This window comes from Gordonia sp. LMA167 (genome assembly GCF_058130025.1).
The window spans coordinates 346,582-372,061 of sequence record NZ_CM176708.1; the positions used below are offsets into that span (position 1 = coordinate 346,582).

The 25,480-nt window shown below is 62.9% G+C and carries 23 protein-coding genes; 8 read left to right on the forward strand and 15 right to left on the reverse strand.

What is annotated here, in order from left to right; translation table 11 throughout:
• The first annotated feature begins 70 nt into the window (after positions 1–70).
• Positions 71–1,309, forward strand: coding sequence for an MFS transporter (locus ACVT6V_RS01555; protein WP_489898065.1), 1,239 nt, complete (start codon positions 71–73; stop codon positions 1,307–1,309).
• A 72-nt stretch (positions 1,310–1,381) separates the two neighbouring features.
• On the opposite strand, the gene ACVT6V_RS01560 is transcribed toward ACVT6V_RS01555, so the two are convergent.
• The 10 genes from ACVT6V_RS01560 to ACVT6V_RS01605 all read right to left on the reverse strand — a co-directional run bounded on the left by ACVT6V_RS01560 (position 1,382) and on the right by ACVT6V_RS01605 (position 11,101).
• Positions 1,382–2,773 (reverse strand): MFS transporter, encoded by a 1,392-nt coding sequence (locus tag ACVT6V_RS01560; RefSeq protein WP_489898066.1) that lies wholly within the window; start codon positions 2,771–2,773, stop codon positions 1,382–1,384.
• Positions 2,774–3,210: 437 nt separating this feature from the next.
• Positions 3,211–3,822, reverse strand: a complete 612-nt coding sequence (locus tag ACVT6V_RS01565; protein WP_489898067.1) for a TetR/AcrR family transcriptional regulator — start codon at positions 3,820–3,822, stop codon at positions 3,211–3,213.
• Between the two features lie 21 nt (positions 3,823–3,843).
• Entirely contained in the window at positions 3,844–4,440 is a 597-nt protein-coding gene (locus ACVT6V_RS01570; protein ID WP_489898068.1) for a TetR/AcrR family transcriptional regulator, read from the reverse strand.
• A gap of 10 nt (positions 4,441–4,450) precedes the next feature.
• Entirely contained in the window at positions 4,451–5,296 is an 846-nt protein-coding gene (locus ACVT6V_RS01575; protein ID WP_489898069.1) for an enoyl-CoA hydratase/isomerase family protein, read from the reverse strand.
• A gap of 32 nt (positions 5,297–5,328) precedes the next feature.
• A complete protein-coding gene (locus ACVT6V_RS01580; protein ID WP_489898070.1) occupies positions 5,329–6,501 on the reverse strand; it encodes a thiolase family protein in 1,173 nt (390 codons plus the stop codon).
• Between the two features lie 73 nt (positions 6,502–6,574).
• A complete protein-coding gene (locus ACVT6V_RS01585; protein ID WP_489898071.1) occupies positions 6,575–8,188 on the reverse strand; it encodes an AMP-binding protein in 1,614 nt (537 codons plus the stop codon).
• Between the two features lie 8 nt (positions 8,189–8,196).
• A complete protein-coding gene (locus ACVT6V_RS01590) occupies positions 8,197–8,583 on the reverse strand; it encodes a Zn-ribbon domain-containing OB-fold protein (RefSeq protein WP_489898072.1) in 387 nt (128 codons plus the stop codon).
• A gap of 10 nt (positions 8,584–8,593) precedes the next feature.
• The gene (locus ACVT6V_RS01595; RefSeq protein ID WP_489898073.1) at positions 8,594–9,820 is read right to left on the reverse strand and encodes a thiolase family protein; all 1,227 of its coding nucleotides are present in this window, start codon (positions 9,818–9,820) and stop codon (positions 8,594–8,596) included.
• Between the two features lie 28 nt (positions 9,821–9,848).
• The gene (locus ACVT6V_RS01600; RefSeq protein WP_489898074.1) at positions 9,849–10,334 is read right to left on the reverse strand and encodes a MaoC/PaaZ C-terminal domain-containing protein; all 486 of its coding nucleotides are present in this window, start codon (positions 10,332–10,334) and stop codon (positions 9,849–9,851) included.
• A complete protein-coding gene (locus ACVT6V_RS01605; RefSeq protein WP_489898075.1) occupies positions 10,331–11,101 on the reverse strand; it encodes an enoyl-CoA hydratase/isomerase family protein in 771 nt (256 codons plus the stop codon). The genes ACVT6V_RS01600 and ACVT6V_RS01605 overlap by 4 nt, the downstream gene beginning before the upstream one ends.
• 220 nt (positions 11,102–11,321) lie before the next feature.
• Between ACVT6V_RS01605 and ACVT6V_RS01610 the strand changes: the two genes are divergently transcribed.
• Positions 11,322–11,945: a TetR-type transcription factor C-terminal domain-containing protein gene (locus ACVT6V_RS01610; RefSeq protein ID WP_489898076.1), complete on the forward strand. Its 624-nt coding sequence runs from the start codon at positions 11,322–11,324 to the stop codon at positions 11,943–11,945.
• On the opposite strand, the gene ACVT6V_RS01615 is transcribed toward ACVT6V_RS01610, so the two are convergent.
• The 4 genes from ACVT6V_RS01615 to ACVT6V_RS01630 are packed head-to-tail and all read right to left on the reverse strand — an operon-like array spanning position 11,929 to position 16,501.
• The gene (locus ACVT6V_RS01615) at positions 11,929–12,366 is read right to left on the reverse strand and encodes a nuclear transport factor 2 family protein (RefSeq protein WP_489898077.1); all 438 of its coding nucleotides are present in this window, start codon (positions 12,364–12,366) and stop codon (positions 11,929–11,931) included. The genes ACVT6V_RS01610 and ACVT6V_RS01615 overlap by 17 nt on opposite strands.
• Before the next feature lie 9 nt (positions 12,367–12,375).
• The gene (locus tag ACVT6V_RS01620) at positions 12,376–13,575 is read right to left on the reverse strand and encodes an NAD(P)/FAD-dependent oxidoreductase (protein WP_489898078.1); all 1,200 of its coding nucleotides are present in this window, start codon (positions 13,573–13,575) and stop codon (positions 12,376–12,378) included.
• A gap of 4 nt (positions 13,576–13,579) precedes the next feature.
• Positions 13,580–15,313, reverse strand: a complete 1,734-nt coding sequence (locus tag ACVT6V_RS01625) for a class I adenylate-forming enzyme family protein (protein ID WP_489898079.1) — start codon at positions 15,311–15,313, stop codon at positions 13,580–13,582.
• Positions 15,314–15,334: 21 nt separating this feature from the next.
• Complete coding sequence (locus tag ACVT6V_RS01630; protein ID WP_489898080.1) at positions 15,335–16,501, reverse strand: CaiB/BaiF CoA transferase family protein; 1,167 nt, start codon at positions 16,499–16,501, stop codon at positions 15,335–15,337.
• A 145-nt stretch (positions 16,502–16,646) separates the two neighbouring features.
• Between ACVT6V_RS01630 and ACVT6V_RS01635 the strand changes: the two genes are divergently transcribed.
• The 6 genes from ACVT6V_RS01635 to ACVT6V_RS01660 all read left to right on the forward strand — a co-directional run bounded on the left by ACVT6V_RS01635 (position 16,647) and on the right by ACVT6V_RS01660 (position 23,935).
• Positions 16,647–17,783, forward strand: a complete 1,137-nt coding sequence (locus ACVT6V_RS01635) for an acyl-CoA dehydrogenase family protein (RefSeq protein WP_489898081.1) — start codon at positions 16,647–16,649, stop codon at positions 17,781–17,783.
• 258 nt (positions 17,784–18,041) lie between these two features.
• Positions 18,042–19,679, forward strand: a complete 1,638-nt coding sequence (locus ACVT6V_RS01640) for a flavin-containing monooxygenase (protein WP_489898082.1) — start codon at positions 18,042–18,044, stop codon at positions 19,677–19,679.
• 121 nt (positions 19,680–19,800) lie between these two features.
• Positions 19,801–20,544, forward strand: coding sequence for an SDR family NAD(P)-dependent oxidoreductase (locus tag ACVT6V_RS01645; RefSeq protein ID WP_489898083.1), 744 nt, complete (start codon positions 19,801–19,803; stop codon positions 20,542–20,544).
• A gap of 147 nt (positions 20,545–20,691) precedes the next feature.
• The gene (locus tag ACVT6V_RS01650) at positions 20,692–21,657 is read left to right on the forward strand and encodes an SMP-30/gluconolactonase/LRE family protein (RefSeq protein WP_489898084.1); all 966 of its coding nucleotides are present in this window, start codon (positions 20,692–20,694) and stop codon (positions 21,655–21,657) included.
• Positions 21,654–22,199, forward strand: coding sequence for a VOC family protein (locus ACVT6V_RS01655; protein WP_489898085.1), 546 nt, complete (start codon positions 21,654–21,656; stop codon positions 22,197–22,199). The genes ACVT6V_RS01650 and ACVT6V_RS01655 overlap by 4 nt, the downstream gene beginning before the upstream one ends.
• A 53-nt stretch (positions 22,200–22,252) precedes the next feature.
• Positions 22,253–23,935: an AMP-binding protein gene (locus ACVT6V_RS01660; protein ID WP_489898086.1), complete on the forward strand. Its 1,683-nt coding sequence runs from the start codon at positions 22,253–22,255 to the stop codon at positions 23,933–23,935.
• 153 nt (positions 23,936–24,088) lie between these two features.
• On the opposite strand, the gene ACVT6V_RS01665 is transcribed toward ACVT6V_RS01660, so the two are convergent.
• Positions 24,089–25,459 (reverse strand): MFS transporter, encoded by a 1,371-nt coding sequence (locus ACVT6V_RS01665; RefSeq protein ID WP_489898087.1) that lies wholly within the window; start codon positions 25,457–25,459, stop codon positions 24,089–24,091.
• Between the last annotated feature and the right edge of the window lie 21 nt (positions 25,460–25,480).

Genomic DNA, 25,480 nt, shown 5'->3' on the forward strand with positions numbered 1-25,480 from the left:
ATCGACAGCGGGTTCATCACGCCGACGGCGACGGTACACGTCCGTCCACGGGTCAGATCGTGAGTCCAATATGCTCCGTAGGTCCATCATCTCCACCACATCGGCCGCCCGGGTCAGCTCGGTCGGGCCGCCGGTGTGGTGGCTCGTCGCTGTGGTCCTGCTCATCGGGCTCAACCTTCGTACCGCGATCGGATCCGTCCCACCACTACTCCCGGAGATCGCAAGCGACCTGGGTCTGTCTGCGGCCGGACAAGGTGCACTGACGTCAGTCGCAATAATCGGGATGGCGGCACTCGCTCCGGCAGGCGGCCATGTCGCTCGTCGGCTGGGAGGCGAACGCGCCGTGGCATTCTTGCTCCTCGTTCTGGCCGGTGCCGAGCTCGTCCGCCTCTGGGCGGATTCGCTACCTGCACTGATCACATCGATCTTCACGGCAGGGTGTGCCATCGGAGCATGCTCGACACTCGTCCCACCGATCATCGCACGGCATCTGGTACGCCACCGCGGTATTGCCACGGGAGCATTCACCGCGGGGACAGCGCTGGGTGTCGCCCTCGCCGCCGGTCTGAGTGTTCCACTGTCGATATTCACCCACCGATGGCAAGCGGGGCTCGCATGCTGGTCACTACTCACAGTGATCACGACCGTCATATGGCATACCACTTTCCGAAGGACGGGCGGGCATTCGGCGGCATCGGCCAGACGTGACGTGCCCAGTGCGCGCTTCTCGTACCGCAGCGTCACGCCCTGGCTGGTGACCATGTACGCGGCCACACCCATGGTGATCGGCTTCGCGATAGTGGCGTGGATTTCTCGCTTCTACGTCGATGCCGGGCCTGAAGCGGCGGCCACCCGGTTGGTGGCTTTCCAGGTCCCGCAATTGCTTTCGATGCTCGTGCTGCCGCTGTGTGCCGAGCGTCTTCGCGACATTCGCGTGCTGTTGGCAGCACCGATGCTGCTGGCCTGCACGGGCCTCGTACTTCTGATCTCGGCACCTCGCCTGCTGGATCCGATGCCATCAGCACTGCTCGGCTTGGGCATCGGCGGATCGGCCGCATTGGGAATCTTGATGATCACAACCTTTTCGACGGGGTTCAGAGCCGCCACGCAACTCAGCGGCATGGTCTTCTCCATCGGTTTCGCCGCCAGCGCCCTCGGGCCGATCTTCCTTGGAGCGCTCAAGGACTGGACCGGGAGTTACATCCCGGGGATCTGCGCGCTCCTCCTCCTCGCGGGGATCGCACTGGTGTCGATCATCCCGTTGCGGCCAGGAACCCGCGTCGACACGGCCGACTGCGAACACGACTGACAAAACAGCCAGGCCGGTGAACTGGTACGAACAACTTCGCACCGTGTCACCGGCCTGTGCCAGTCAGAAACACTAGTCCAGCAGCGACCGTCCCCTCGTCTCCGAGATGAAGAAGGACGCGATCAGCGATGGGACCAACGTGGCGATCAGGTAGATCCCCGGTGCCACGGGGCTCCCGGTGACCTGGATCAACCAGGTCGCCACATACGGAGCCGTTCCGGCAAAGGCTGCTGACAACACCCCGAGAGTTGCAGCAGAGCCTGTGAATCGAACTCGAGTCCGGAAACGTTCAAGCGCAGGTGTCAGACTGTTCGCCTGCGACGACGCCGTGGGAACGGCGAGCAGGACAAGTCCGACGATCGCCAGCCCGGTACTCTCGCTGTTCAACAGCATGAACGCCGGCAACGTCAGTAGGACGAACCAGATCATGGTGACCCGCAGCAGCGTACGGCGACCTATCCGATCCGATATGGCCCCGAAGATCGGCACCGCCAGGAGTTGAAGAACGCCGGCAATCGCGATGATCCACAGCGCAGTGGCGGCGGTGAAGTGTCCTTGATTCTTGAGATAGGTGGGCATGAACGTCATCAACAGGTAGAACGGCACCAAGACTGGCATGAAGTAGACCGCCGCCCAGAGAATCTCGCGGAGGTTGGATCGGTCGGCGAGTACCTTGAACGGATTGCCGCGCGGTCGATTCGGCGTCTTTGCATCTTCTTCGAAACTCGGTGTCTCATCGACCCGCATCCGAATGTACAAGCCGATCACACCTGCGGGCCCGGCAACCAGGAACGGCACCCGCCATCCCCACGACTGCATCGACTGGTCATCGAGAAGAGCAGTGACCAAGGCTGCGATGAAAATGCCGGCCAACAGCGCTGCGATTGCGGCAACCTGGAGCCAACTGACGAGATAACCACGCCGCCGCGCCGGCGCGTGCTCGGCTATGAAAACGGATGCCCCCGCGATCTCGCCTCCTGCCGAGATACCTTGCAGCAGTCGCAATGCGACAAGAATGACCGGAGCGGCGACACCGATTGCGGCGTAGCCGGGCGTGAGGCCGATGAGGACCGTCGCCACCGATATCAAGACAATGATCATCGATAGAGTGCGGCGTCGGCCAATCCGGTCGCCCACCGGGCCCCAGATCAGACTGCCCAAGGGGCGCGCCACGAAAGCTATCGCGAATACGGCGAAAGTGCTCAGCAGCGACGTGACACCATCGGTGTTGGGAAAGAACACCTTTGCGAGGACTGGCGCGAGGGCGCCGTAAATGGCGAAGTCGTAGTACTCCAGGAATGTCCCGGCAGTCGCCGCGACGACGACTCGCCGCAGCGAACTCGCGGCGCCCTCGGCGCCCTTCTCTCCGAGCCTCCGTCTGCTGCTCCGGCTCGCCGAAGCCCCCTGCGCGCCGACGTCGGCGCCCGGAACGGCCGTCGGTGAATACCCGGGAATATTGACCATCACGCTCTCCTGTGTTCACGACTCGGACGTATTTCGATCACCGAACCTTCAGAGCCCGAACGCCTTCGGGCATAGTTCGCAAATGTCGCAACGAAAAACGGTCGAGTTCGGCTGGTTGGTGGACCTGCGTAGTCCCGAACACTATGCGACGTTTGTCACACCTGTCAACATATGTGTTGAAAACATCTCCACACCGCTCCGCCGCAGTCTCGAACCGGCTCGTGGACGGACCCCGGACGCGCGGGAGGTGTCGTTCGTCTGCGATTCGCCGACCGGGGTCTCTGACGGATCGGCGCCCGCTCCGATTCCGGGCCGTAACATGAGTGGCACGGAACGAAAGGAGCATTCCGAGAAGACGTCTGACCGTCGTGACTACGAAGCCGCGGCCCTCGTTCGGGCACGTCAACTACGGCAGGACATCGCGGTGGAGCCCGCGATCAGTCGTTCAGAAGTCCGTCAACGGCCGCTTCGGCGAGCGAGTGCCCGAACTCATCAGAGCTGGTGGATGTTTCGCGAACAAACCATTCGCCGGCGTACGTCAGCATGCCGATCACGGCGATCACCGCGATCCGCTGATCCCGCAGCGGACGAAAACTGCCCTCGCTTACTCCGTCCGAGATGATCCGTGTGAAGATCTCCTCGTACTTCAAGCGCAGGCCGATGATCTCGAGCTTGGCGTCCTCACCCAGGAACTGCCACTGGTTGAATGCAACCGTGGTCTGACTCGGGGTCTTCGCCAGCACATCGACGTGTTTGCGGATGGCGTCTCGCATGCGTTCCGGCGCCGGTGTGTCCTTGTTCGCGATCGGGAGCAACTCGACAAGATAGTTGTTGATCCCGTCCCGGACTATCCGCTGCAGGAGTTCCTCTTTGCTACCGATGTGTGCATACAGACTGCCGGACCTGATTCCGACCGCATCGCTGATCTCGCGCATTCCGATCTGGGCGAATGAGTGACGGCTGAATAACGTCAACGCAGCCTGATAGATCTCGTCGGCGCTGACCGGACTGCCCGAACTCCGGGCAGTCCTTCGATTACCGGCCGTCATCGTGTCCGTCGCCCGCACACGTCACGCTCGTATTCCCCTGAGCAGAACGTCGGCCATCTTGTTGGCGTACACCACCGCGTCGGGGTCACCTTGCGGCAACCATTCGGGTACCCAGTTCAGCGCTCCGAGGATCGACAGGACTGCGTAGTGGACGTCGAGTTCTCTGCTGAAGACACCATTGGCGATGCCATCGTGCAGCACGTCCCGGTAGAACCTCTCGTACTTCCGTCGGGAGGCAATCACGCGGCGACGGTTGTCCTCGCCCAGGTAGCGCCACTGGTGGAAGATCACCAGAACCTTTTCGGGATTTCGGGCGACGAGTTTGACATGGTCGACGATTGCGCTGCGTAGACGAGCGTCGGCCGGCCCGGCGGGAACATTCTCGACGACGTCGACGAACTCTCCGACACCGCGGTCGACGATGTCGAACAGGATCGCTTCTTTGCTCTCGACGTAGACATAGAGCGTCCCCGGCAGCATGCCGACCTTGCGTGCTATGTCGCGCACCGAGGTCCCGGGATAGTCTCGCTCGCCGAAAAGAGTGGTCGCCGCAGACAGGATTCGCTCCTTGACGTCGGCGTCGTCGGTTTCCCGCTCCGTATTCTCAGCCGGGTGCATTGTCATGACTCTAACGAACCGCAGCCGGGTCAAAGCGTTCGGCGGTTGCCGAAGTCTTGTTGAACTCCGGTTGCCTCTTCTCGAGGAACGCGTTGACACCTTCTCGGAGGTCGGGTCCGTAGTGCATTGCTGCCACCGACCAATAGCTGTTGGTCATGGACGTCGCCAGATCGACCTGCCAGCTCGACCGCAAGGCTTGCTTGGTCGCCTCCACCGCACGCTGTGACTTGGCCGCGATCTTCGTGGCCAGCGCGATCGCAGTCGAAATGAGGTCCTCCGGCTCGACGACACGATTCACCAGGCCGATTTCGAGTGCACGATGTGCGTCGACGACATCCCCAGTCAGGGCGAGTTCCGCCGCCAGCCCGGAACCTATGAGGCGCGGCAGGAAGTACGTGCCGCCGTTTCCCGGCGGCAGGCCCAGATTGATGTAGGTCTCGCCCAGCCGTGCCCGTGTCGAGCAGATGCGGAGGTCGCAGGCCAACGCGAGGTCCAGCCCTCCGGCCGTCGCCCCACCATTGATCGCGGCGATGATCGGGATCCTCGAGGCCGCGACACGTTGAGTGACCGGGAACAGGATCCGTGCGTTGTACGGTTCGTGCTCGATCTGGTGACGATCATCCAGGTAGGCCTTCATCGCCTTCAGGTCGGCACCGGCCGAGAACTGTTTGCCGGCGCCCGTCAGCACCAGAGCCCGCACCGATTTGTCATTCTCGAGTTCTGTCAGCGTGGCCAACAGATCTCGGACGAGTTCGGGTACGACACCGTTGCCGCGATCGGGCCTGTTCAGTGTCAGAACCACGACTCCGTCGCCGGAATACTCGTAGTACAGGGTCTCCAACTCGATGGATCTCACGCTATCTCCTTCACCGCATGACATCGGTGTGGTCAGCTCTTGTGCAGAATGGTCGCAACACTTGTCGCATACGCCCCGGCCAACCAGCCTCCGGCGTTGACCGCCAACGCTGTTCGGGGTCGTGTGACCTGGCGGTCACCGGCCCGTTGTGCGAGCTGGTTGTACAGCTCTACCAACTGGGCGCACCCCGTCGCTCCCAACGGGTGACCACGGCTGAGCAGTCCGCCGCTGACGTTGACGGGTGTGCGGCCGCCCAAGGCGGTCTGGCCTTTGCGGATGAGATGGTGCCCGTCACCGGGATCGCAGAGGCCGATCTCGGCGTACTGCAGGATCTCTGACGGCGCAGAGGCGTCATGCACTTCGATGACGTCGAGGTCATCTGGCCCGATACCGCCCCGCGCGTACGCGGCGTCGGCGGCTCGTTTGACCGGTACGGAGTCGGCGCCGAAACCTGACGCGATCTCGATGCTCTTGATCTCGACGCCGGTGATCCCCGAGCGGCGGGCATAAGACTCGGATACGAGGACCAATGCTGCGGCGCCGTCGGTCGTCGGTGAACACATCGGCAACGTGAGCGGATCGACGATCATCCTCGCTCCCAAGACGTCTTCCACTGTCTGCGGTTTGCCGAACTGGGCCAGCGGATTCAGTGAGCCGTGGTGTCGGTTCTTCACGGCGACGGCCGCGAAATCCTCGATGGTCGCACCGTACGCATCGAGATATGTGCGAGCTTCTTCGGCGTAGACATCAAGCAACGCCGAACTCTTCAGGATTTGGCCTGCCGCGTCGGGATCGAGCTCGGCGACGTCGGTCGCACCCCGGATGGCCGCAAATGTGCGGTGCTTGTCATCGTTGGAGAGCTTCTCGACGCCGACCGCCAGCGCGACGTCACAGCGCCCGGCGCTTATGGCTTCAAACGCGGACAAGACAGCGGTACTACCTGAAGCACAGGCGTTCTCGACGTTGATCAGGGGAATGCGTCCCAGGTCGCTGTTTCGGAACGCGACTTGGCCACGAATCATCTCCTGACCGGTGAGCATGCCGGATGCCCCGTTGCCGAAGTACAGGCGACCGATGTTTTCCGGTCCGATCGATGCGTCCGACAGAGCCTCCGCCGCAGCCGACTCGGCGAGTTGGCGCACAGTGTGCGGACTGCGGCTGACGAATGGTGTCATTCCGACACCGGCGATGAAAATTCTGTTCATGGTGACCTCCGACGGGTTCGATCGCGAGGGGACATCGGCACCGACCGTCGACCTCGACTACACGTTTGCTGCATCAGGAAACCGAAGCGGTGCTCGCTCGTGCTCCGCCGCCGACCTTCCGCTCATGTCCCGACCAGTAGCGGTCGCGGACCTCGCGTCGCAGGACCTTCCCGTACGCGCTCACGGGCAGCGAGTCGACGAACTCGACCGCCTTGGGTTTCTTGTAGCCGGCCAGACTTTCGGAGCAGTACTTGATCAGCTCCTCACCGCTGACCTCACTACCGGCGGCGGGTACCACTACCGCGTGTACGGCCTCACCCCAGTACTCATCCGGGATTCCGAGTACGACAACGTTCTCGACGGATGGATGCGCGATGAGAACTTCTTCGACTTCCCGCGGATACACGTTGTTGCCTCCGGAGACGATCATGTCCTTCGTACGATCGAGGAGGAACAGGTACCCGTGTTCGTCGAACTCGCCGATGTCGCCGGTGTACAGCCAACCGTCACGAAGCGCGGCGGCGGTTGCCTCGTCGTTGTTCCAGTATCCGCGCATCACGACGTCACCGCGGGCACATACCTCGCCCGGTTGCCCGACGGGTAGCGGCTTGCCATCCGCGTCGACAACTCTGACTTCGACGTCGGTCCGGGCGATCCCGGCAGACCCGAGCCGCGGGTCGTCGGTGGCCGCGAACTCGGCATGCATCTGCCGGGTCAGGCCGGTCACCGTGATCGGTGCTTCCCCTTGGCCGTAGATCTGCGCGAAGATCGGCCCGAAAGTGGCGATTGCTGCTTTGAGATGCTCGAGGTAGATCGGGGCACCGCCGTAACAGACCGCGCGCAATGTGCTCAGATCATGGCGTTGGGGGTCGAACTTGTCGAGTATCGCCACGATCTGTGTCGGCGCGAGGAACGCGATGTGCGAGACCTTTTGTGCCTCGATCGTGTCGAACAGAAGCTCGGGCGAGAAGCTCAGCGCGTCCAGGATGACGTTCGTTGCGCCGCGGGCGATCGTCGGCAATGCGACGATGCCGCTTCCATGCGACAGCGGAGCGGCATGCAGCACGACGTCGGACTGCTCGATCGGATAGACGTCGGCGAGGTAGTTCATCGCGACGACCCGACCGGTGCGGTGGGTCCACGTCGCGCCCTTCGGCCTCCCGGTGGTACCCGACGTGTAGAACAGCCAGCTGGCGTCGCTGGAGCTGATCTCGACAGGACCGTGCAGAGGTCGCTCGGCCGAGAGCAGAGCGTCGAACGACTCGGTGGATGACTCACCGGCAACCTCGAATCGCCATTCGATGTCGCCGAACTCGGACAGGTGCGATTCGATCTGTTCGGTGAAGGCGGCCCCGTGGATCAGAGCGCGAGCCCCGGATGACCGGACGATGTAGCCCATCTCTTTCGCGTGCAACCGCGCGTTCATGGGGACTGCCACCAAACCGGCGGCCAGACATCCGAAGATGGTCTCGAGGACAGCCGGGCTGTTGTGCAGCGCGAATGCCACCCGATCACCGCGCCGCAGCCCGCGGTCGAGGAGTTCGCCGCCGATACTCAGTGCGCTACGGTACAACTCGGCGTAGGTGATCGTCTGCGAGCCGTAGATGATCGCAGGGTGCTGGGGATGGTGCTGAGCTGACTTCGCGAGGAACGTCGCGATGTTCATCTCAGGCGTCGACTCTGGCATCGGCCTTGTCACCGAGCCTGAAACCACGCGATATGACGGCCATCCGGTGCGGTGCCGTCAAAACCCACCGGCATGTCGCACTCGTAGCTGTCCCAGCCGCCGTCGGCATCCGGTCGCAGCCGGGCCAACAGCTGCACGCCCTCGGCCAGCTTCACCACACCCACGGCATAGGGCAGATCATCTTCGAAACCTGTGGGTGCGCCGATTCGCTGGATCGTGAAGCTGTGCAGCTTGCCTTCCCCGGAAGCCGGCGTCCAACCCAGGTCGGTGCTGTGGCAATGGGGGCAGACATACTTGGGGTACATGATCGGCTTGTCACAGCTCTGGCATTTCTGCACGATGAGCTCGCCTCGATCGAGGGCTTCGTAGTATGCGTCGGTCAGTTGAATGGTCATGTCGTTGTCCTCACTTGTCCACGCGCTCGAGCAGGAGCACCTGGCTGTCCATGTACGTGCCACCGGTACCCGCGCACACCGCCCGGCGGGCATTGTCGACCTGTCGTTGCGGCTCGGCCCGGCCCAGCAGTTGTCGGATACCTTCGACGAGGAGCGCTGTTCCGCCGCCCACCCCGGTATGGCCGGCCGACAGGAGTCCGCCGTTGGTGTTGACCGGAAGTCGACCACCCGGCGAGAACTCTCCTGCGGCGAAGAGCCGAGCACCTTCGTGCAGCTTGGCCAGACCGAGACCTTCCATCCCGATGGTCAGTACTGCGGCGTAGGAGTCGTAGACCTCGGCGAGATCGGCGTCCTCGGGGCCCCAGCCGGCTTGCTCGTACGCGAAGTCACCGGCGCGCTTCCAGCCCATTGTCGCGAGGTCGTTCTCCTGACCGATGCTGTAGTGAGAAACGCAGCCTCCGGAGCCTGCGATCCGTACCCACCGGTCCTGTTTCCTGCGCGCGTTCTCGGTGCTTGTGACGACGTAGGCAGCAGCCCCGTCGGCGAGCATCGGACACTCCATTGCGTGGATGGGATCGCAGATCATCTTCGAGCCCAGGACCTTCTCCACCGTGAGGTCCTTGTCCTTGTACATCGCATTGGGATTGAGGCGAGCCCACTGCCGCAACGCCACGCACACGGCAGCGAGTTCCTCAGCTGTCGATCCCGATGCCGCCATGTATCGCTGGGTGATCAGTCCACCGACGGCGTTGAACGTCAATCCGGTGGGCCGCTCCCACTCGCGTGGGATTCCGTAGCCGCTGAGCATGTCCACCATGTCGGCAACCGGCGCCGAACCCCACTTGTCCGCCTGGACCACCAGGATGTTCTTCGCCTGCCCGCTGGCAATCAATCCGGCTGCGACGCGGGTGATGTTGTCGCTGGTCGATCCGCCGGAGTGCAGCATCGAGCTCGCTTTCGCCCGTCCATGTAGCCCGAGTTCCTCGACCACTCGCGAGAAGATCAGGTCGGCCTGATCATCCGGGGAATGGAGGCACGGAATGAGCAGCACGGTGTCGATGTCGGGTACCGAGAGCTGCGCATCGGCGATGGCCCGAAGCGCGACCTCGACCAGCGAACCGATGAAGGACCGATCGGGGTACTTACCGGAAGGGATTTCTCCCACCCCGACGAAGGCTGCTTCGAGGGGGTTACCGGGCATTGGGTTGTATCCGAGTTGATAGTCAGCAGTTGTCATCTCGAAGATGATCCTTTCGAACTAGAGTTCAGGCCGGGTTGCGGCGCTTTGCCAGCAACACCATTCGGGCGGTCAGCACGACTTCCTCGCGCTGGTTGGAGACCGCGTAGTCGAGCGAGAGAATGCCCTGATCGCCGCGCTTGGCCGGCTGGGTATCGACAACCTCGACATCGACTCGAATGGTGTCGCCGGGTTTGACTGGTCGGAGCGCTCGGATCGATTGGACTTCGCGCATCGCCACGATCGCCTCGCCATAGAACCCGGCTAAGGCCACCAACCCCACCGCGAGACTGAACGTCAATGGGCCGTGCGCGATCCGAGTGCCGAACTGGGTGTTACTCGCGTACTGCTCGTCGGTGTGCAACGGATAGTGGTCGCCAGTCAGGCCTGCGAACATCGAAATGTCCGAGATGTCAACCGTTCTCCCACCCGTTCGGCACACCGTACCAACCGGGAAGTCTTCAAAGTACCGTTCCGGTTGGGACAGAACGTTTCTGGTGTCAGCAGCGGTCACTGGTCGGCCATCCCGAGGTCGACAGCCCCGAGGGCTTCATGGGCGAGGCCGAAGCCGAGGTCTGCCTCGAGCACCCGTCGCAGGCCGCGGGTGAGAACCTTGCGCGCGTACCGACGCGCCAAAAGGGGTTTTGCCGCAATCTGTTCGGCGATCTCATGGGCCCTGGGCAACAATGCGTCAGCAGACAAGACCTCGTTCACAGCACCGAAGTCCAATGCGGTCTTGGCGTCGAGTTCCTGGCCGGTGATCAGGAAGTATCGGCCCCGATTCGGGCCGAGGACGTACGGCCAGACCACGTGCGCGCCGTCTCCGGGAACTATTCCCGACGGGAAGTGTGGCCCGTCTTGGAAGTACACCGATTCGGCGGCGAGGACGACGTCGCTCATGACCGGGATTTCCGGATGATTGGTCACCGGGCCATTGACGGCCGAGATCACCGGGACCTCGATGCCGAGAAGGTTGTTCAGCAACCGCTGACCTTCGAAGATCACATCGTCCCAGTCGTGGGGAGTCCCGAGGCTGAAACTCGAGAAGTCGATCTCGTTGCAGAACGAGGTTCCTGTGCCCGTCAGGATCACAACCTTGTTCTCGCGGTCGCACGCGATGTCGTTGAAGCAATATGCGAGCTCGTCGTGAGAGCGCGAGGTCCACACGAGGCTGTCGTCGTTGGTGTGCACGGTGACCTGCAGGATGCCGTCGTCGCGCTCGAGTTTGATGTTCTCGTACTTCGTCGAGTACTCGGCGAACGGCGTTGCAAGACTGCCCATGATACTGCCTTTCCTAGAGGATCATTTGGCTCTGACCTGGACAAACAATCATTTGTTTTTTACTCTAGCATCGCGCGGCGGCGTCAACAAGCCTCAGATCAGAGGCGGGGACTACGATGAAAAACGACTGTGCGTTTTTCCGTCGTTTTCTCGGCGGGAAGAGAGGATGAGCGAGATGGCGCGACGTGCTGCGACGGGTAGGGCCAAACCGGCGACTCGAGTGACCAAACAGCAGCGCCTTTTCGATGCTGCCATCCAGTTGTTCAGCAGGCAGGGTTACGCGAGCACGTCGATCCGGGACCTCGGCGAGGCGGTGGGAATCCTCCCGGGCAGCGTCTATGCCCATATCGACAACAAGCATTCCCTGCTCGTGCGGCTCGTCGATGCCGGCATCGACGAGTACCTCGATGCCACGTCGAACCTGGCCGGCACCGGTGAAGAGCAGTTGCGGGCTCTCGTTCGGGCACACGTGTCCGTCATTGCGCAGAATGTCGACCGAGCGCTGGTCGTATTCCACCAGTGGCGTCACGTCGAAGGCCCCGACCGAGAGCGACTGTTGGAGAAGCGACGGGCCTACGAGCGTCGAATTCACGACATCATCAGCACCGGCATCGCAGACGGCAGCTTCGATGCCGACGTCGACCAACGCGTGGCTGTCCTGACGATCCTCGGGATTCTCAACTGGAGTCCGGAGTGGTATCTGTCCACCGGCCCGGAGCCGGCCGAAGTGATCAGCGATGGTCTGGCGCACGTCATCATCGGCGGACTCCTGCCCGTTCGCGGAGATGGGAACGGCGTCCATGCCGACCTTGCCGTGCACGAGATCTCTACTGGGACTGCGTGAGCACCGCACCAGCGAGACCTTCCGGAAGGGTCGGAATGACCCTGCGTTCCTGAATCCGCCACTGTCCGTCCGCCAGGACGAAGACGTCGTTGTAGTGACCCATCGTGACCAGCCGCAGGGATTCTGTCTCAGCGCGCAGAACCAGCACATACGCCGATCCACGGGCCCGGCCCTCGCCGAGACCCGCGACGACGATGTTGCTGACGAAGTGGTGTGTTCCCGAACCACCGGACGCCGCAGCGTCAAAAAACTCCTCGAGCGCGTTCCTCCCGACGATCGCCGGCCTGGTATCCAGGATGAACTGCCCGTCGGGTGCGAACAGTGACGCGCACTCGGCTGCCCGACCACTGTCGAACCGCCAGGAATACTCGCTGTAGATCGTCCCCAGTGCCTGGGTATCGGTGGGTGACAGCACTTGCATGGCACGCCCCTAGCCGTGGTTCTCTGTTGCGACGTGTGCAACCGCCGCGGTCGTCCGGTCCTGAAACCGCGAGCGACTCTTCAAGAATTCTTTTGGACTACTGGATGCGAACACGCCGGTGACGTCCCCGCCCGTCACGACCTCGGCGACGAACTTGTCGGCATCCAGGTCACCGTGCAGCACATTGAGCGTTGATCCGGCCGCGGCCGACCCGACGAACTGCAGACGGCGGCCGTGTTGTTCGGTCCAGAAGTATCCGTCACCGCAGTCGTGCGAATGGTCCCTACCCAGCAGTGCGTGAGCAGTTCTTCGGGCGCTGTCGGCGGCGGCAGTCCAGTGCTGTATGTCCTCGCGGCCGAACATGGTGTGCCGGCACACGATATCGCCCACACCGAACACGTCCGGATCGCTGGTACGGCCGTCGGCGTCGCACAGCAACCCTCCGTCGGTCGCCAGACCCGCGTCATCGATCCAATCCAGCTCGCGCATGATCCCCGCGCCGACGACCACGAGATCGACATCGTGTTTGCGTCCGTCGCTGGTGGTTACCGTCACGCCGTCCGCGCTCTCCGCGACCGAGGTGACGAATGTGGAATTCTCGATCATGACACCGGCGTCTGCATGGAGCCGTTCGATCCAGGCCGACAGACCGGCGCCGACGATGTTGATCATCGGCCCGGGATCTGCTGCGACCACACGGACGTCCTTGCCCAGGTATCGTGCCGAGGACGCCACCTCGAGGCCGATGAACCCCGAGCCGATCACCAGGACGCTGTCGGCGTCGGCGAGCGCATCGCGCAACGCGCTCGCGTCGAGAACGGTGCGGAGATAGTGGATTCGACGAGAAGGATGCAAGTCCAGCAACTGGCGCGCACGTGCGCCTGTGGCGATCACGAGCCGCTCGTACTCGACGGCACCACCGTCCGCGATCATGACTCTCTTTGCCGCACGGTCGATTCCGGTGACATGGCTGTTCAGGCGGAGGTCGATGTCGAGCTCGGCAAACGCCTGCACGCCGACCAACGAAAGATCGGATTCGTCCAGATCACCGGTCAGGTAGTCCTTGGAGAGCGGCGGGCGGTCATACGGCCCGACAGCCTCTTCGGTGAGCACCGCGATCGGCGACGTGTATCCCAGGGACCGTAGGCCCTGCACGGTCCTGACGGCCGCCAGCCCGCCTCCGATGATGACGATGTCAGTGGTGGTCATCGGTCTACCTCGCCGGCTGAGCGGTGCTGGCCAGCAGCTCGGTGACACGCTCGAGAAGTCGGAACTTCTGGACCCGGCCGGTGACGGTCACCGGTAGTTCAGCCTCCTCAATGAGCATGACGTGCGCCGGTACCTTGAACCGCGCCAACAGATTCGCGCAGTAGTCGATCAGCTCCGCCTGTGTAGGCTCCGCGCCGGGAGCTGCCACGATGAACGCCACGCCGACCTCGCCCATACGCTCGTGAGGTATTCCGATCACATGGGCGGCCTTGACTCCGTCATGTCGGCTGAGGACGCCCTCGATCTCGGATGGCAGAACGAGTTCGCCCCCGCACCGATACGACTCCTTGATTCGCCCGGTCAGAGTCAGGTATCCGTCCTCACTGAGTCGGCCGAGATCTCCGGTGTGCATCCAGCCATCGGCCGTGAACAGCGCAGCTGTCTCGGCAGGTTTGTTGTAGTAGCCACGGGTGATCCCGGGCCCTTTCGTCACCAATTCCCCGATCTGGCCGAACGGCAGTTCTTCGCCCGTATCGGTGGCGATCACCTTGTAGACGGCGACGGCTCCCCCGAGCTCAGGATCGCCGGCTGCCCCCGCGGGTTTGATGGAACCGTTCGTCGTCAGCAGGCGCTGTATCGGGTCGCCGGGGAGCGTACACGCCGTCGACGCTGTGGTTTCCGTTTGACCGTACGCGGTGAAGATCTCGTCCACTCCAAGGACGGAGTACATCTCCTCCCACATATCGGGGCGATGAGCAGCCCCAGACGAGAACATGGTGGTCAGATGCGAGAGGTCGTAGTCGTTGATGCGGGCTTCGTCGAGGAGCCTGGTCGTCATGGCCGGCACGCAGATCAATTCGTCGATCCGATGCCGTGCAACGGCGGCGAGCATCGCCGACGGTTCGAAAGTTGTCATGGGCAGGATCGATCCGCCCACGAACAAGGACGCGATCATTCCCTCGACATACCCGAAGACGTGATACATCGGCATCGCATAGCAGATTGCTCGCGCATCCTGGAAGGCGCGCGTGTAGGCAGATGAGTAGGCAGTGCGCACCACGGCGTCATGGGTGAGCATCACCCCCTTCGGCTGGCCTGTCGTGCCTGAGGTGTACAGGAGATCCGACCCCTGGCGAGGGTCGACCTTGCGGGTCAACCTGAGGATGTCCTCATCCGAGATCTGTTCGCCCGCAGCCGTGATGCAGGCGAGTGGAGCGCCCCGCCGGTCGGCACGCTCGGTCATGTCCCGCACGAACACATTTCGCAGTTCCGGAAGTGCCGCTCCGCCACCGGAATCTTCCCAACCCGGCGCGATCCGGTCCAAGCAATCGAGATAGTTCAGTCCCCGGAATTCGTCCATGGTGATCAGCACGCGAGCATCCGACTGACGCAGGATATACGCGAGTTCCTCATGCCGGAGGAGGAAGTTGATCGCGACCGAGATCGCCCCGATTCTTCCGACTGCCAGTTTGAGTGCAACGAAATCCGGCAGGTTGGCCATGTCAACCGCCACATGGTCTCCCGGACGAACCCCGATGGCGACAAGCCCCGCCGCAAGGCGGATGCTCCAGCGCTGCATCTCGGCATAGGTGATGTCGCGGGTATCGCCGCGGACGAACACCCGGTCCGGATGGATCTCGGCGGTTTCGTCGAACAATTGCGCTGTCGTCCTCGGTCGCCATGGCGCGTAGCGATCTTCCAACAAGCCGCGCCGACGGTCGGTCGAATCAACGTTCATCATGAACTCCGTTCAAAGGTGTCAGACCGAGGCCGGGGTGAGGGCACGGATCTCGTCGGGGCTGAACCCGGCGTCGAGCAAGACCTCCTCGGTGTGCTGGCCGAGCAGCGGTGCAGCGCGTAGGGGCAAGTCCCGGCCATGATCAAAAGGCAACCGCAGATGTGTCACGTTGTCCTCGGTTTCGATGAGATGGCGCTCGGCTGTCAACGGGTGTGCGGTGGCCTCTTCGAGACTGTGCACGGGGCTCACCGGTACCCCCTTGCCGCTGATCTGCTGCAGCCAGTATTCCGAGGGACGCGTGAGCAGGATGCCCTCGAGCAGGGTGTCGAGAAGATCCCGGTTCTCCACACGACGCGCGACCGTGCTGAAACGCTCTTGTTGGGCGAGATTATCGGCATCGATTGCGGCGCAAAGTCTTTGAAAGAGTCGATCAGTGGCTGCTGCGATCATGATCGACTTGTCGGCCGTCTGATACTCCCGGTAGGGCGCGGTGCTCGGCGCGGCCGAACCCAGCCTCTGCGGATGGAAACCGGCGTTCAGCAGGCCGCTGATCTGGTGACACATCATGAACAGCCCACTGTCGATCAGCGCCGACTCGAGTCGTCGAGCTCCGCGCTCGGCGGCCGGCTGCGCCAGTGAGGCCATGATCGACATCGCAGCCCACATCCCAGTGGAGATGTCGATGAGCGACGGCGCAGCCCGCGCAGGACGCCCCTCGGGACTACCCGTGAGGTCCATGATCCCGGTGAACGCCTGTACCAGCGCATCATAGCCGGGACGGTCGTGACCGAGGGGACCACGACCAAATGCGCTGATCGACAAGTAGATCACGGAGGGGCTGACTTCTGTGAAGTCCTCGAACCCCAGCCCGAGTCGGTCGGCGACGCCGGGGCGAAACGACTCGACCACCACGTCTGCATCCTTGGCGATCGCCAGGGCAGCGCGGCGTCCTTCCGCGGAGGCAAGATCGATCTCGACACTGCGCTTGTTGCGATTGACTGTGTGGAAGACCGTGCTTGACGCCCCGAGGTGAGGCGGTAGAGCCCGAGTGGAGTCCCCGGTGCCTTGCCGTTCCACCTTCACGACATCGGCGCCCAGATCGCCGAGGATCATGCACGCCAGCGGTCCGGCGATGTTCTCGCTGAGGTCCACGACGCGTATGCCCCGGTACGTCTCCTGAAATCCCATGCTCTTACCCATTCTGGTGAGGTCGGCTAAGCTGACGGCTCGGCGCCAAAAACAATCACTTGTTTATTGCTATCAGACGTTGCTACGGTGGTCAAGAACACATCACACCGAGCCTGATGCGTACATCACCGAGAAGGAGTACCCGATGGACTTTCGCTTCAACGACGAGCAGCAGTTGTGGCACGACACCGTGCACGCCTTCATGGAGCGCGAAGTAGGAGTCGAATACACCCGCAAGCACGACGAGTCACGTGAGTTCCCGAACGAGGCGTACAAGAAGATCGCCGAGCGTGGCTGGCTCGGACTGCTGATCCCCGAGGAGTACGGCGGACTCGAAGCCGATCCCGTCATGTATGCGATCTTCTGCGAAGCCATCGCGAAGTACAGCCTGGACTTCGCCGCGGCGATCATGACATCGATGTTCACTGCGACCAACGTCGCCCACCACGGCACCGACAAGCAGCGCGAACAGTACCTGCCGGCCTTCTTGGCGGGTGACCTGAAGTTCAGCATCTCGATCACCGAGCCCGGCGCCGGGTCGGATGCCGCGAGCCTCCGAAGCAAGGCGGTCCGCGACGGAGACTCGTGGGTGCTCAACGGGAACAAGGTGTTCTGTTCGGGCGCACATCTACCCAACACGGTGATCGCGGTGATGGCGCGAACAAGCGAGGACAAGCACGCCGGACTCAGCATGTTCCTCGTCCCCAACACGACCGAAGGCGTCGACATCCGCAAACTGGACACGGTTGTCCGCCGGAGTCTGGGAACCACGGAGATCTTCCTGACCGACGTACGCATCCCGGCGGACAGCATCATCGGCGAACCCGGCGACGGATGGGCCGTGGTGGGCAAACACCTGGAATGGGAGCGGCTCAGCCTGGCAGCCACCTACGTGGGCAACGCGCGATCGGCCCTCAACGACACCATCAAGTACACCAAGGACCGCACCCAATTCGGCCGCAGCCTTTCGTCGTTCCAGGTGCTCAAACATCGCATGGCCGCAGACGAATGCGAGGTCGAGGCCGCCCGGCTTCTCGTGTACAGCGCCGCAACCAAACTCGCCCGGGGAGAAGGGGCACTCAAGGAGGTGTCGATGGCGAAGGTCTACGCGGCCGACGTCGCTTTCAAGGTCGCGACGAACGGCATGCAGGCGCTCGGTGGATATGCCCAGCTCCCCGAGTACGACATGGAGCGCTACTTTCGGGAAGCCAAGCACGCGATGGTCGGCGGTGGAGCGAGTGAGATCCAACGGAGCATCATCGCCAAGCAAATGGGGCTCTGACAGCTCGACCAATAGCTCGCGGATCCTTGGCGCCAGAGAAAAACAAACGTTTGTTTCTTGCGTCTCGTCGAGCGAGCATCCGGTTGGGTCAAGCAGGCGGGATGCAGGTTCCGTCGACCCGACCACCCACCGGACCGACCGTCTGCGCGTGCCTGCGAGGAGGAACGGACTAGTTCGGGCGCAGCGGGCAGAACAGCGACACCGTCCAGCGCCATGGCCACAACGGTCGGCGTAGGGCCACTGAGAGGAAAAGTTGACATGACAAGAGAACCCGACTTCGACGCTGTGGTGATCGGCGCGGGCCTGACCGGCCTCTACCAGGCCTACCGACTCCGAGAAATGGGCTACTCGGTACTGGGGGTCGAAGGGGCGGACAACATCGGCGGAGTGTGGCACCACAATCGATATCCGGGGGCCCGCACCGACTCGGAGAGCGAAGTCTACGGGTACTTCTGGAACGACCAGCTCATGCAGGAGTGGAACTGGTCCGAGCGCTTTTCCGCGCAGCCCGAGGTGTTGGAATACATCCATCGCGCGGCCGAGATCATGGACATCCGCAAGGATTTCATTTTCAATGCGAGGGTCAGGAAGGCGGTGTTCGATGACGCCGATAATCTCTGGACCCTGGAATTCGAACAGCCGGACCGTGCACCTCTGACGGCGCGTTTCGTATTCTCGGCCCTCGGCCCCCTGTCTGCACCCCAGATGCCCAACGTGCCCGGGATCAACACGTTCAAGGGCGAGAGCTACCACACGGCGAACTGGCCTCGCGACCCTGACGGGTTCGGTCCTGCCAAGCTGGATTTCTCCGGCAAGCGTGTGGCCGTGATCGGCCTGGGGTCGACCGGCGTGCAGGTGATCCAGGAAATGGGCAAGGTGGCCGAGAGTCTGACCGTGTTCTTGCGCTCGCCGAACTGGTGCACTCCGTTGGGCAACGGGCCCATGACGCCGGAGCGGATGGCCTATATCAAGTCGCACTACAGCGAGTTCACCGCCAAGTGCGACGCGTCCATCGCCGGCTTCCCGCACGAGTTCATCCCGGACAACCTGTTCGATGTGCCGAAAGCGGAGCGCGACGCCAAATTGGAGGAGCTGTACAAGGGGCCGGGCTTCTCACTGTGGCTCGGTGTATATCAGGACGCCCTGTCCGACCCGGCGGCGAACAAGTACGTCTCGGACTTCGTAGCGCAGAAGATCCGTGAACGGGTCAAGGATCCTCGTACCGCTGAACTGCTGATACCCAAAGATCACGGCTTCGGGATGAAGCGGGTACCACTCGAGACCAACTACTACGAGGTGTACAACCAGGACAATGTCTCGGTTGTCGATCTGAACACGACGCCGATCAGCAGGATCGTGCCCGAGGGTATCCAGACCACCGACGCCCTCCACGAGTTCGACGTCATCATCTACGCCACGGGCTTCGACGCGGTCAAGGGCGCCTGGAATCGTATGGACATCCGCGGCACGGGCGGTGTCGACCTGAAAGACGCATGGGCTGACGGCGTCACGACCTACATGGGCATGCAATGTCCCGGGTTCCCCAACTTCTTCCTGTTGGTCGGCCCTCAGAGCGGTGCCACCTTCTGCAACATCCCACGCTGTTCCGCCCTCGCCGTCGACTGGTTGAGCGAGATGATGGCCCATGCGAAGAAGGCGGGGATTCAACGCATTGAACCGGAAGTCGAAGCTGCTGAGAGCTACACCCTCTACTGCACCAAGTTGCTGGGCAAATTGCTACTGGGCCAGACCAATTCGTGGTTCACCGGGATCAACAAGAACATCGAGGGCCGGGACAAGCGAGAGGTGTTGCTGTTCGTCGGCGGCAATCCCAGATTCCGGGAGTACTGCGAGGACGTGAGCGAGAACGATTACAAAGGATACATCATGTCGTGAGGTGCCGCCTCGGCTCCCGCCGATGCCGCGACGCCGACCTTGCCAACGTCTCAGATCACATCTGCTGCACGACAGCACTATTCATATGCAGCGTGTTTCACATAACGAGGAGTAGAAGCGAATGACTCGACTTTCCAGCAAGACAGCGGTGGTGACCGGAGGCGGACGCGGCTTGGGGTCTGTCATCTCGACCGCATTGGCTGCCGAGGGAGCCCATGTCCTGGTGATCGACCGGAACAAGGAGGCAGCGGACGAGATCGTCGCAACCATCAAGCAATCCGGCGGCTCCGCCTCCGCGGAGACGCTGGACATCAGTGACCGCGAGGGCGTCACGGCGTTCGGCGGTCGAATCCTGAAGGAGTACGGCACCATCGACGTGCTGGTGAACAATGCGGGCATCGCGCCCCGAATCAGGCCGAACGACCCGGATCAGGCGGAGAAGTGGGATCAGGTCATCGATGTGAACCTCACCGCTCAGTGGGACATCACGGTTGCCCTCCTGCCCACACTGCAACACGCCGGCGCGAGCGTGATCTTCCTGTCGTCGATTGCCGGCTTCACCGCGCCCAGGTCCAGCGCCGCGTACGGCGCTTCGAAAGCTGCGGTGCGGTCCCTGGTCCAGTATTTCGCCCGCACCCTCGGACCAACCGGTGGTCGAGCCAACGGATTGGCACCGGGACGTATCAAGAGCGACCTGATGACCGTCGAGGGTGCGGCGGGGGACAAGTTCATCCAGCGGCTACCGCTGGGGCGGGTCGGTGAGACGGAGGAGATCGCCGGTCCCGCAGTGTTCCTCGCGTCTGACATGTCGTCGTACGTCACGGGTGTGACGATCCCCGTCGACGGCGGCTACCTGGCGCTCTGACGGACGACGGCGTGCCGGACACGCCCGTGGCCACGGTCCCCGACGACGTACCACGCTCACGGATCGACCACCTGGTCGCTGCACCGAGACGGCGACCGACGGTGGCGGCCCGCGGTCGCCGTCCACTGCAATCATGGGAGAAGACATATGGCGTTGACCACGATCGAGCCGTTCCTGCCGACGGACCTCGCACAGATCGGCACTGGCCTGAACCGGCCGGAATGCGTTCTGGCCGCCCCGGACGGATCGCTGTACACCGGCGACTGGACGGTGGGCATCGCCCAGATCGCTCCCGACGGCACCACTGGCCCCGCCGTCGAGTCGGACCTGATCTCGCACGGCTTCCGGCCCAATGGGATCGCGATGACGCCAGACGGCGACTTCCTGTTCGCAAACATGGGCAGGGCGGGTGGAGTCTGGCGTGTCGGGCGGCACGGCGACGTCCACCCGTTCGCTACAGAGATTGCCGGGGAACCGATTCCACGCACGAACTTCGTGCTGGTGGACGGTGATCGGACCTGGATCACGATCAGCTCGACGGCTCGCAAACACGAGCACTTCACCGCAGAGGAAGACACCGGCCAGATCCTCTTGGTACAGGACGGGAACGTCACGCTCGCGGCCGACGGGTTGAACTGGACCAACGAGGTGCGGGTCTCGCCCGACGGCAAGTACCTGTTCGTCAATGAGACGTTTGCCTGCCGCACCACTCGCTATGACCTGGGGACAGACGGTTCCTTGAGCGATCCCGTCCGGCTCGTCTACCCGGGAGGCACCTTCCCCGATGGTCTGGCATTCGATGTGGAGGGCGCACTCTGGATCGCGTGTGTTATCTCCAACCGGGTGATCCGTGTTGCGCCGGATCTGACCTGGACGGTGGTGTTCGAAGACGTCGATCACAACGAACTGGACACGATCACCTCGGCCCACACGGAGGGACATCTGGTCTGGGATCAGATCTCGAACAGCCGCGGATCCCGCGTCTCGAACCTGTCCAGCATCGCTTTCGGTGGGGCCGATCTGAAGACGATCTATCTGGGTGGGCTCGGAATCGAAGAGGTGCAGGTGCTGCGATCTCCGGTGGCGGGGGTTCCCATGGAGCATTGGCGATGACGCCCGATACCGGCGCCGGGAACAACACTGCTGACAGGGTGCTGAAGGTCGATCACGTCGCCCTCGCCGTGACGTCGATGCGAGCTGCGGCACACTTCTTCACCGACGTTCTGGGCGGAACACTGCTGTCGGGGGGCGACAACCACACCACCGGCATCCGACTGATCCAGTTGATGCTCCCCGGCTTCAAACTCGAACTGATGCAGTCACTTCGCGATGACTCGATCCTCGCCGACCACATGCGTCGGCGGGGTCCCGGATTTCATCACCTCACGTTCATGGTCGACGACGTCGAGGAGACCGTTCAGGCTCTCTCCGATGACGGCTACACCGCAGTCGGTACGAACACGTCGCTGCCGGCGTGGACCGAGACCTTCCTCTCCCCGAGAGACACTTTCGGGGCCTTGCTGCAGTTCGTCCACACCGAGATGCGTTGGGATGTCGCAACGACCGACTACACGCTGGACGACATCCTCGCCGGAGACGTGGTCTGGAATGACTACGTCGCATGTGTGCAGCGACCGGGCAAATCGCCGGCATAGGGCCACACACCCAGTCCAGTCCATACGAATATGACCACATTGTGGAGGCTTTCGTGTCCGAACCGCAACCGACGGCCAATGGTCGGCACCACGCGTCAGAGCCCTATCTGCTCCGCGGGACCGGGCCCGATCTCGGCCCCGTCGCCACGGCCCATCCGTATGAGCGTCGCACCATGCTGCACGTATTGGCGGAGCAGGCCGAAAAGCGTGGCGAGGCGCCCTGGCTCGTGTTCGACGGGACGCGGAGTCTGAGCTTCGGACAGGCACAGCGGGCCGCCTACCAGTTCGCGACAGCTGCCCGAGCCGCCGAGTACACCGCGCCGCGGGTGGCGTTGTTGTTGCGCAATCAACTCGAGTTCATGCCCGCGTTTCTCGGTGCACAGGCCGCCGGTGGATTCGCCGCTCCGCTCAATCCGGAGGCACGCGGCCCGTTGCTCACCGCACTCCTCGATCGCTGTGATGCCCAGATCCTGGTGTTGAGGGCGGATCTCCTCGACGTCGTCAGGGCGGCCCCGGGACTCGCCAAGGTCGAGTTGTTATTGGTGTGCGGCGAGGAAACGGCGGACACGCAGGTGCATGGCGTGCCGGCGCAGTCGTTCGACCGCTGGCGCGCAGGCCATCCGAGCACCGCTCCGCACACCCTGCCGCGCCCGAGCGATCTTGCGGCACTGGTCTTCACCTCGGGCACGAGCGGCGGCTCGAAAGCCGCCATGTGGTCACATCACTACCAGTACCTCAGCTCTGCGAACATCACTGACTCCATGGGGCATTCGCCCGACGACGTGTTGAGTACACCGCTGCAGATGTGCCACATCGCCGGACTGCAGAACTTCGCGAATTCGGCGCTACACGTAGGCTGTACGGCTCATCTGAAGTCAAGCTTCAGTGTCAGCCGATGGTGGGAGGACATCGCAGCGGACGGCGCCACCTTCGCGATGCTGATGGGACCGATGGCCTCGATGATCCTCGACCGGGTATCCACAGCCCCGGAGCACCGGCTTCGCAACGTCTACATCCTGCCTCAGCCGGCTCGACGCAAGGAGTTCGAAGAGCGGTACCGCACCAGGGTGATCTGGCAGGGATGGGGCATGACCGAGATCTTTCCCCACGTTCCTGCCCGCGAGCGCCTGGACGGTGTGTCTGACGACACGATCGGCGCTCCGCCGTCCTGGGTCGACTTCGGTGTCGTCGACGAGGACGACCGGCTGCTGGCACCGGGCCGGCTCGGAGAGATGGTCTACCGACCGCTGCTGCCGTATGCCATGGCAGACGGATACTACGGCGACGACGAGGCGACCACGAAAGCCTTCCGCAACTTCATGTTCCATACCGGCGATCTCGGATACTACGACGACGAGGGCCGGATCCATTTCGTCATGCGAAACCAGGACGCGATCCGTCGCCGCGGCGAGAACATCTCCGCCGTCGAACTGGAGCAATCGATCCGCGAATACCCGCCCATCGCAGACGCGGCGGCGTATGCGGTTCCCGCCGAACTGGGCGAGCACGAGGTCAAGGTCGATGTGCTCAGCCGCGACGGCGAGCCGGTCGATCTGGCCGAGTTGTACAGCTGGCTCATCACGCAGCTACCGAGATTCATGCTTCCCCGCTATCTCGAGCAGAGGGACGACTTCCCCCGCACACCGAGTCAACGGGTCCAGAAGTACCTCCTCGCCGCAGAAGGCGTGGATCGAGCGCAAGTCGCGGAGTTCACTCCACCGCCGCGGAAATCCTGAGCTCATCATCCTCATCCGCCTCGGCTGGCGCAGTTCCCTTCGGCTCTGACAGCGCCCGCCTACCCGAGCCTCCTGGACACGCTCGAAGGCAAGGGCACAATCGAGTGCCCTTGCCTTCGAGCGTTGTGGCGATTCGCTACCTGGCGTCCACCGCTACTGTGCAGCGGGCCGCGTACGAGCGCCTTCGCCAGCCGCCACATCCTCGCGGCTCCCGTCGCGGGCGTCATCAACCTCGGCCGGGACGTCCGATGGGAGCCGTGACAACCGCAGAGCTGCGAGCGCGGACACCGCGAGCAGGACTCCGGCGGCCAAGAAGATTGTTCGCGCCGAGAAGACCGCAGAGGCGTATCCGGCGATGATCGGGGTCACAATCGCACCGATCCGGCTGATTCCCACCATGTAGCCGTAGCCCCGCGCTCTGAGCAACGGCGGGTACATCGGAGGAGCCGCCGCGGTGTAGGACGAGATGGCGACGAACACCGAGAGCCCCAGAAGTGCGGCAACGAACAAGCCCACGGACAGGCCCATCGTCGCGGCGAAGACCAGAATGCTCACCGCCGCCAGGACCAATGACACCCATGCGATCAACGTCGCGCGCACTTTCAAGCCCACGAGACCGAAGATGATCGATCCGGCAAGGCTGCCGAGACTGATGATCGTGCCGGCAACAGCACCCCGCTGAGTGTCGCCACTCGCATCACTGATCAACTGCGGTGTCCAGGTGCCCACAAAGTAGTAGGCCGCCGTCAGGAATCCGTAACCCACCCACAGCAGAATCGTCCGCTGACGCAACATCGGTCCGAGCAAGCTCCCCTTCGCGGGCGTCTCAGACATGGCGACATCTTCGGTTGCCGATTCGAACTGTGCCGAAACGTGCTGGTGATCCCCGTCGATACCGATCCGCCGGGCAATGCGGGCCACGCGCTCGCGGGCGGACTCGCCTCCCGCGTTGATGAGGAAACTCAGGGATTCGGGCAACGCCAGGTAGACGAGACAGAATCCCATCGCGCTCACCACCGCACCGACCCAGAACATCGCCTGCCACGCGCCACCGAACACCGAGATCAATGACACCCCGGTCACGCCCGCCAACGTACTGCCCAAGGGGAAGCCTATGGTGACGATCCCGACGGCGAAGTTTCGCTTCGATGCCGACGAGAACTCCTGCGCGGTGACGATGATCATGGCGCTGATGACTCCGACGCCGATCCCGGTCAGCAGGCGTCCACCCATCATCAGCGGGGCATTCGGGGCCAGCGCGGTGGCGACCATCGACACAGAGTTGAGGGCGAGCCCGAACAACATCAGTGTTCGACGCCCGAAGCGATCTGCAAGTGGCGCGACGAACATGGCACCGATGGCCATACCCACCAGCCCCATGCTGATCAAGAAGCCCTTCTCGCCGGAGGACGCGAATCCGTCGTCGAGATGCGGGAGGACAAACCCCATTGCGAAGAAGTCGAACCCGTCGAGCATGTTGCAGAGCATGCAGATGAGCACGATGAACCACTGATACGGCCTCATTCGTGATGACTCGATGGTGTG

What these genes read in the sequence shown, in the direction of transcription:
- ACVT6V_RS01555 (WP_489898065.1), top strand. Translation starts at nt 71, where the DNA reads ATGCTCCGTAGGTCCATCATCTCCACCACATCGGCCGCCCGGGTCAGC.
- ACVT6V_RS01560 (WP_489898066.1), bottom strand. Translation starts at nt 2,773, where the DNA reads ATGGTCAATATTCCCGGGTATTCACCGACGGCCGTTCCGGGCGCCGAC.
- ACVT6V_RS01565 (WP_489898067.1), bottom strand. Translation starts at nt 3,822, where the DNA reads ATGACGGCCGGTAATCGAAGGACTGCCCGGAGTTCGGGCAGTCCGGTC.
- ACVT6V_RS01570 (WP_489898068.1), bottom strand. Translation starts at nt 4,440, where the DNA reads ATGCACCCGGCTGAGAATACGGAGCGGGAAACCGACGACGCCGACGTC.
- ACVT6V_RS01580 (WP_489898070.1), bottom strand. Translation starts at nt 6,501, where the DNA reads ATGAACAGAATTTTCATCGCCGGTGTCGGAATGACACCATTCGTCAGC.
- ACVT6V_RS01585 (WP_489898071.1), bottom strand. Translation starts at nt 8,188, where the DNA reads ATGCCAGAGTCGACGCCTGAGATGAACATCGCGACGTTCCTCGCGAAG.
- ACVT6V_RS01590 (WP_489898072.1), bottom strand. Translation starts at nt 8,583, where the DNA reads ATGACCATTCAACTGACCGACGCATACTACGAAGCCCTCGATCGAGGC.
- ACVT6V_RS01595 (WP_489898073.1), bottom strand. Translation starts at nt 9,820, where the DNA reads ATGACAACTGCTGACTATCAACTCGGATACAACCCAATGCCCGGTAAC.
- ACVT6V_RS01605 (WP_489898075.1), bottom strand. Translation starts at nt 11,101, where the DNA reads ATGGGCAGTCTTGCAACGCCGTTCGCCGAGTACTCGACGAAGTACGAG.
- ACVT6V_RS01615 (WP_489898077.1), bottom strand. Translation starts at nt 12,366, where the DNA reads ATGCAAGTGCTGTCACCCACCGATACCCAGGCACTGGGGACGATCTAC.
- ACVT6V_RS01620 (WP_489898078.1), bottom strand. Translation starts at nt 13,575, where the DNA reads ATGACCACCACTGACATCGTCATCATCGGAGGCGGGCTGGCGGCCGTC.
- ACVT6V_RS01625 (WP_489898079.1), bottom strand. Translation starts at nt 15,313, where the DNA reads ATGAACGTTGATTCGACCGACCGTCGGCGCGGCTTGTTGGAAGATCGC.
- ACVT6V_RS01630 (WP_489898080.1), bottom strand. Translation starts at nt 16,501, where the DNA reads ATGGGATTTCAGGAGACGTACCGGGGCATACGCGTCGTGGACCTCAGC.
- ACVT6V_RS01635 (WP_489898081.1), top strand. Translation starts at nt 16,647, where the DNA reads ATGGACTTTCGCTTCAACGACGAGCAGCAGTTGTGGCACGACACCGTG.
- ACVT6V_RS01640 (WP_489898082.1), top strand. Translation starts at nt 18,042, where the DNA reads ATGACAAGAGAACCCGACTTCGACGCTGTGGTGATCGGCGCGGGCCTG.
- ACVT6V_RS01645 (WP_489898083.1), top strand. Translation starts at nt 19,801, where the DNA reads ATGACTCGACTTTCCAGCAAGACAGCGGTGGTGACCGGAGGCGGACGC.
- ACVT6V_RS01650 (WP_489898084.1), top strand. Translation starts at nt 20,692, where the DNA reads ATGGCGTTGACCACGATCGAGCCGTTCCTGCCGACGGACCTCGCACAG.
- ACVT6V_RS01655 (WP_489898085.1), top strand. Translation starts at nt 21,654, where the DNA reads ATGACGCCCGATACCGGCGCCGGGAACAACACTGCTGACAGGGTGCTG.
- ACVT6V_RS01665 (WP_489898087.1), bottom strand. Translation starts at nt 25,459, where the DNA reads ATGAGGCCGTATCAGTGGTTCATCGTGCTCATCTGCATGCTCTGCAAC.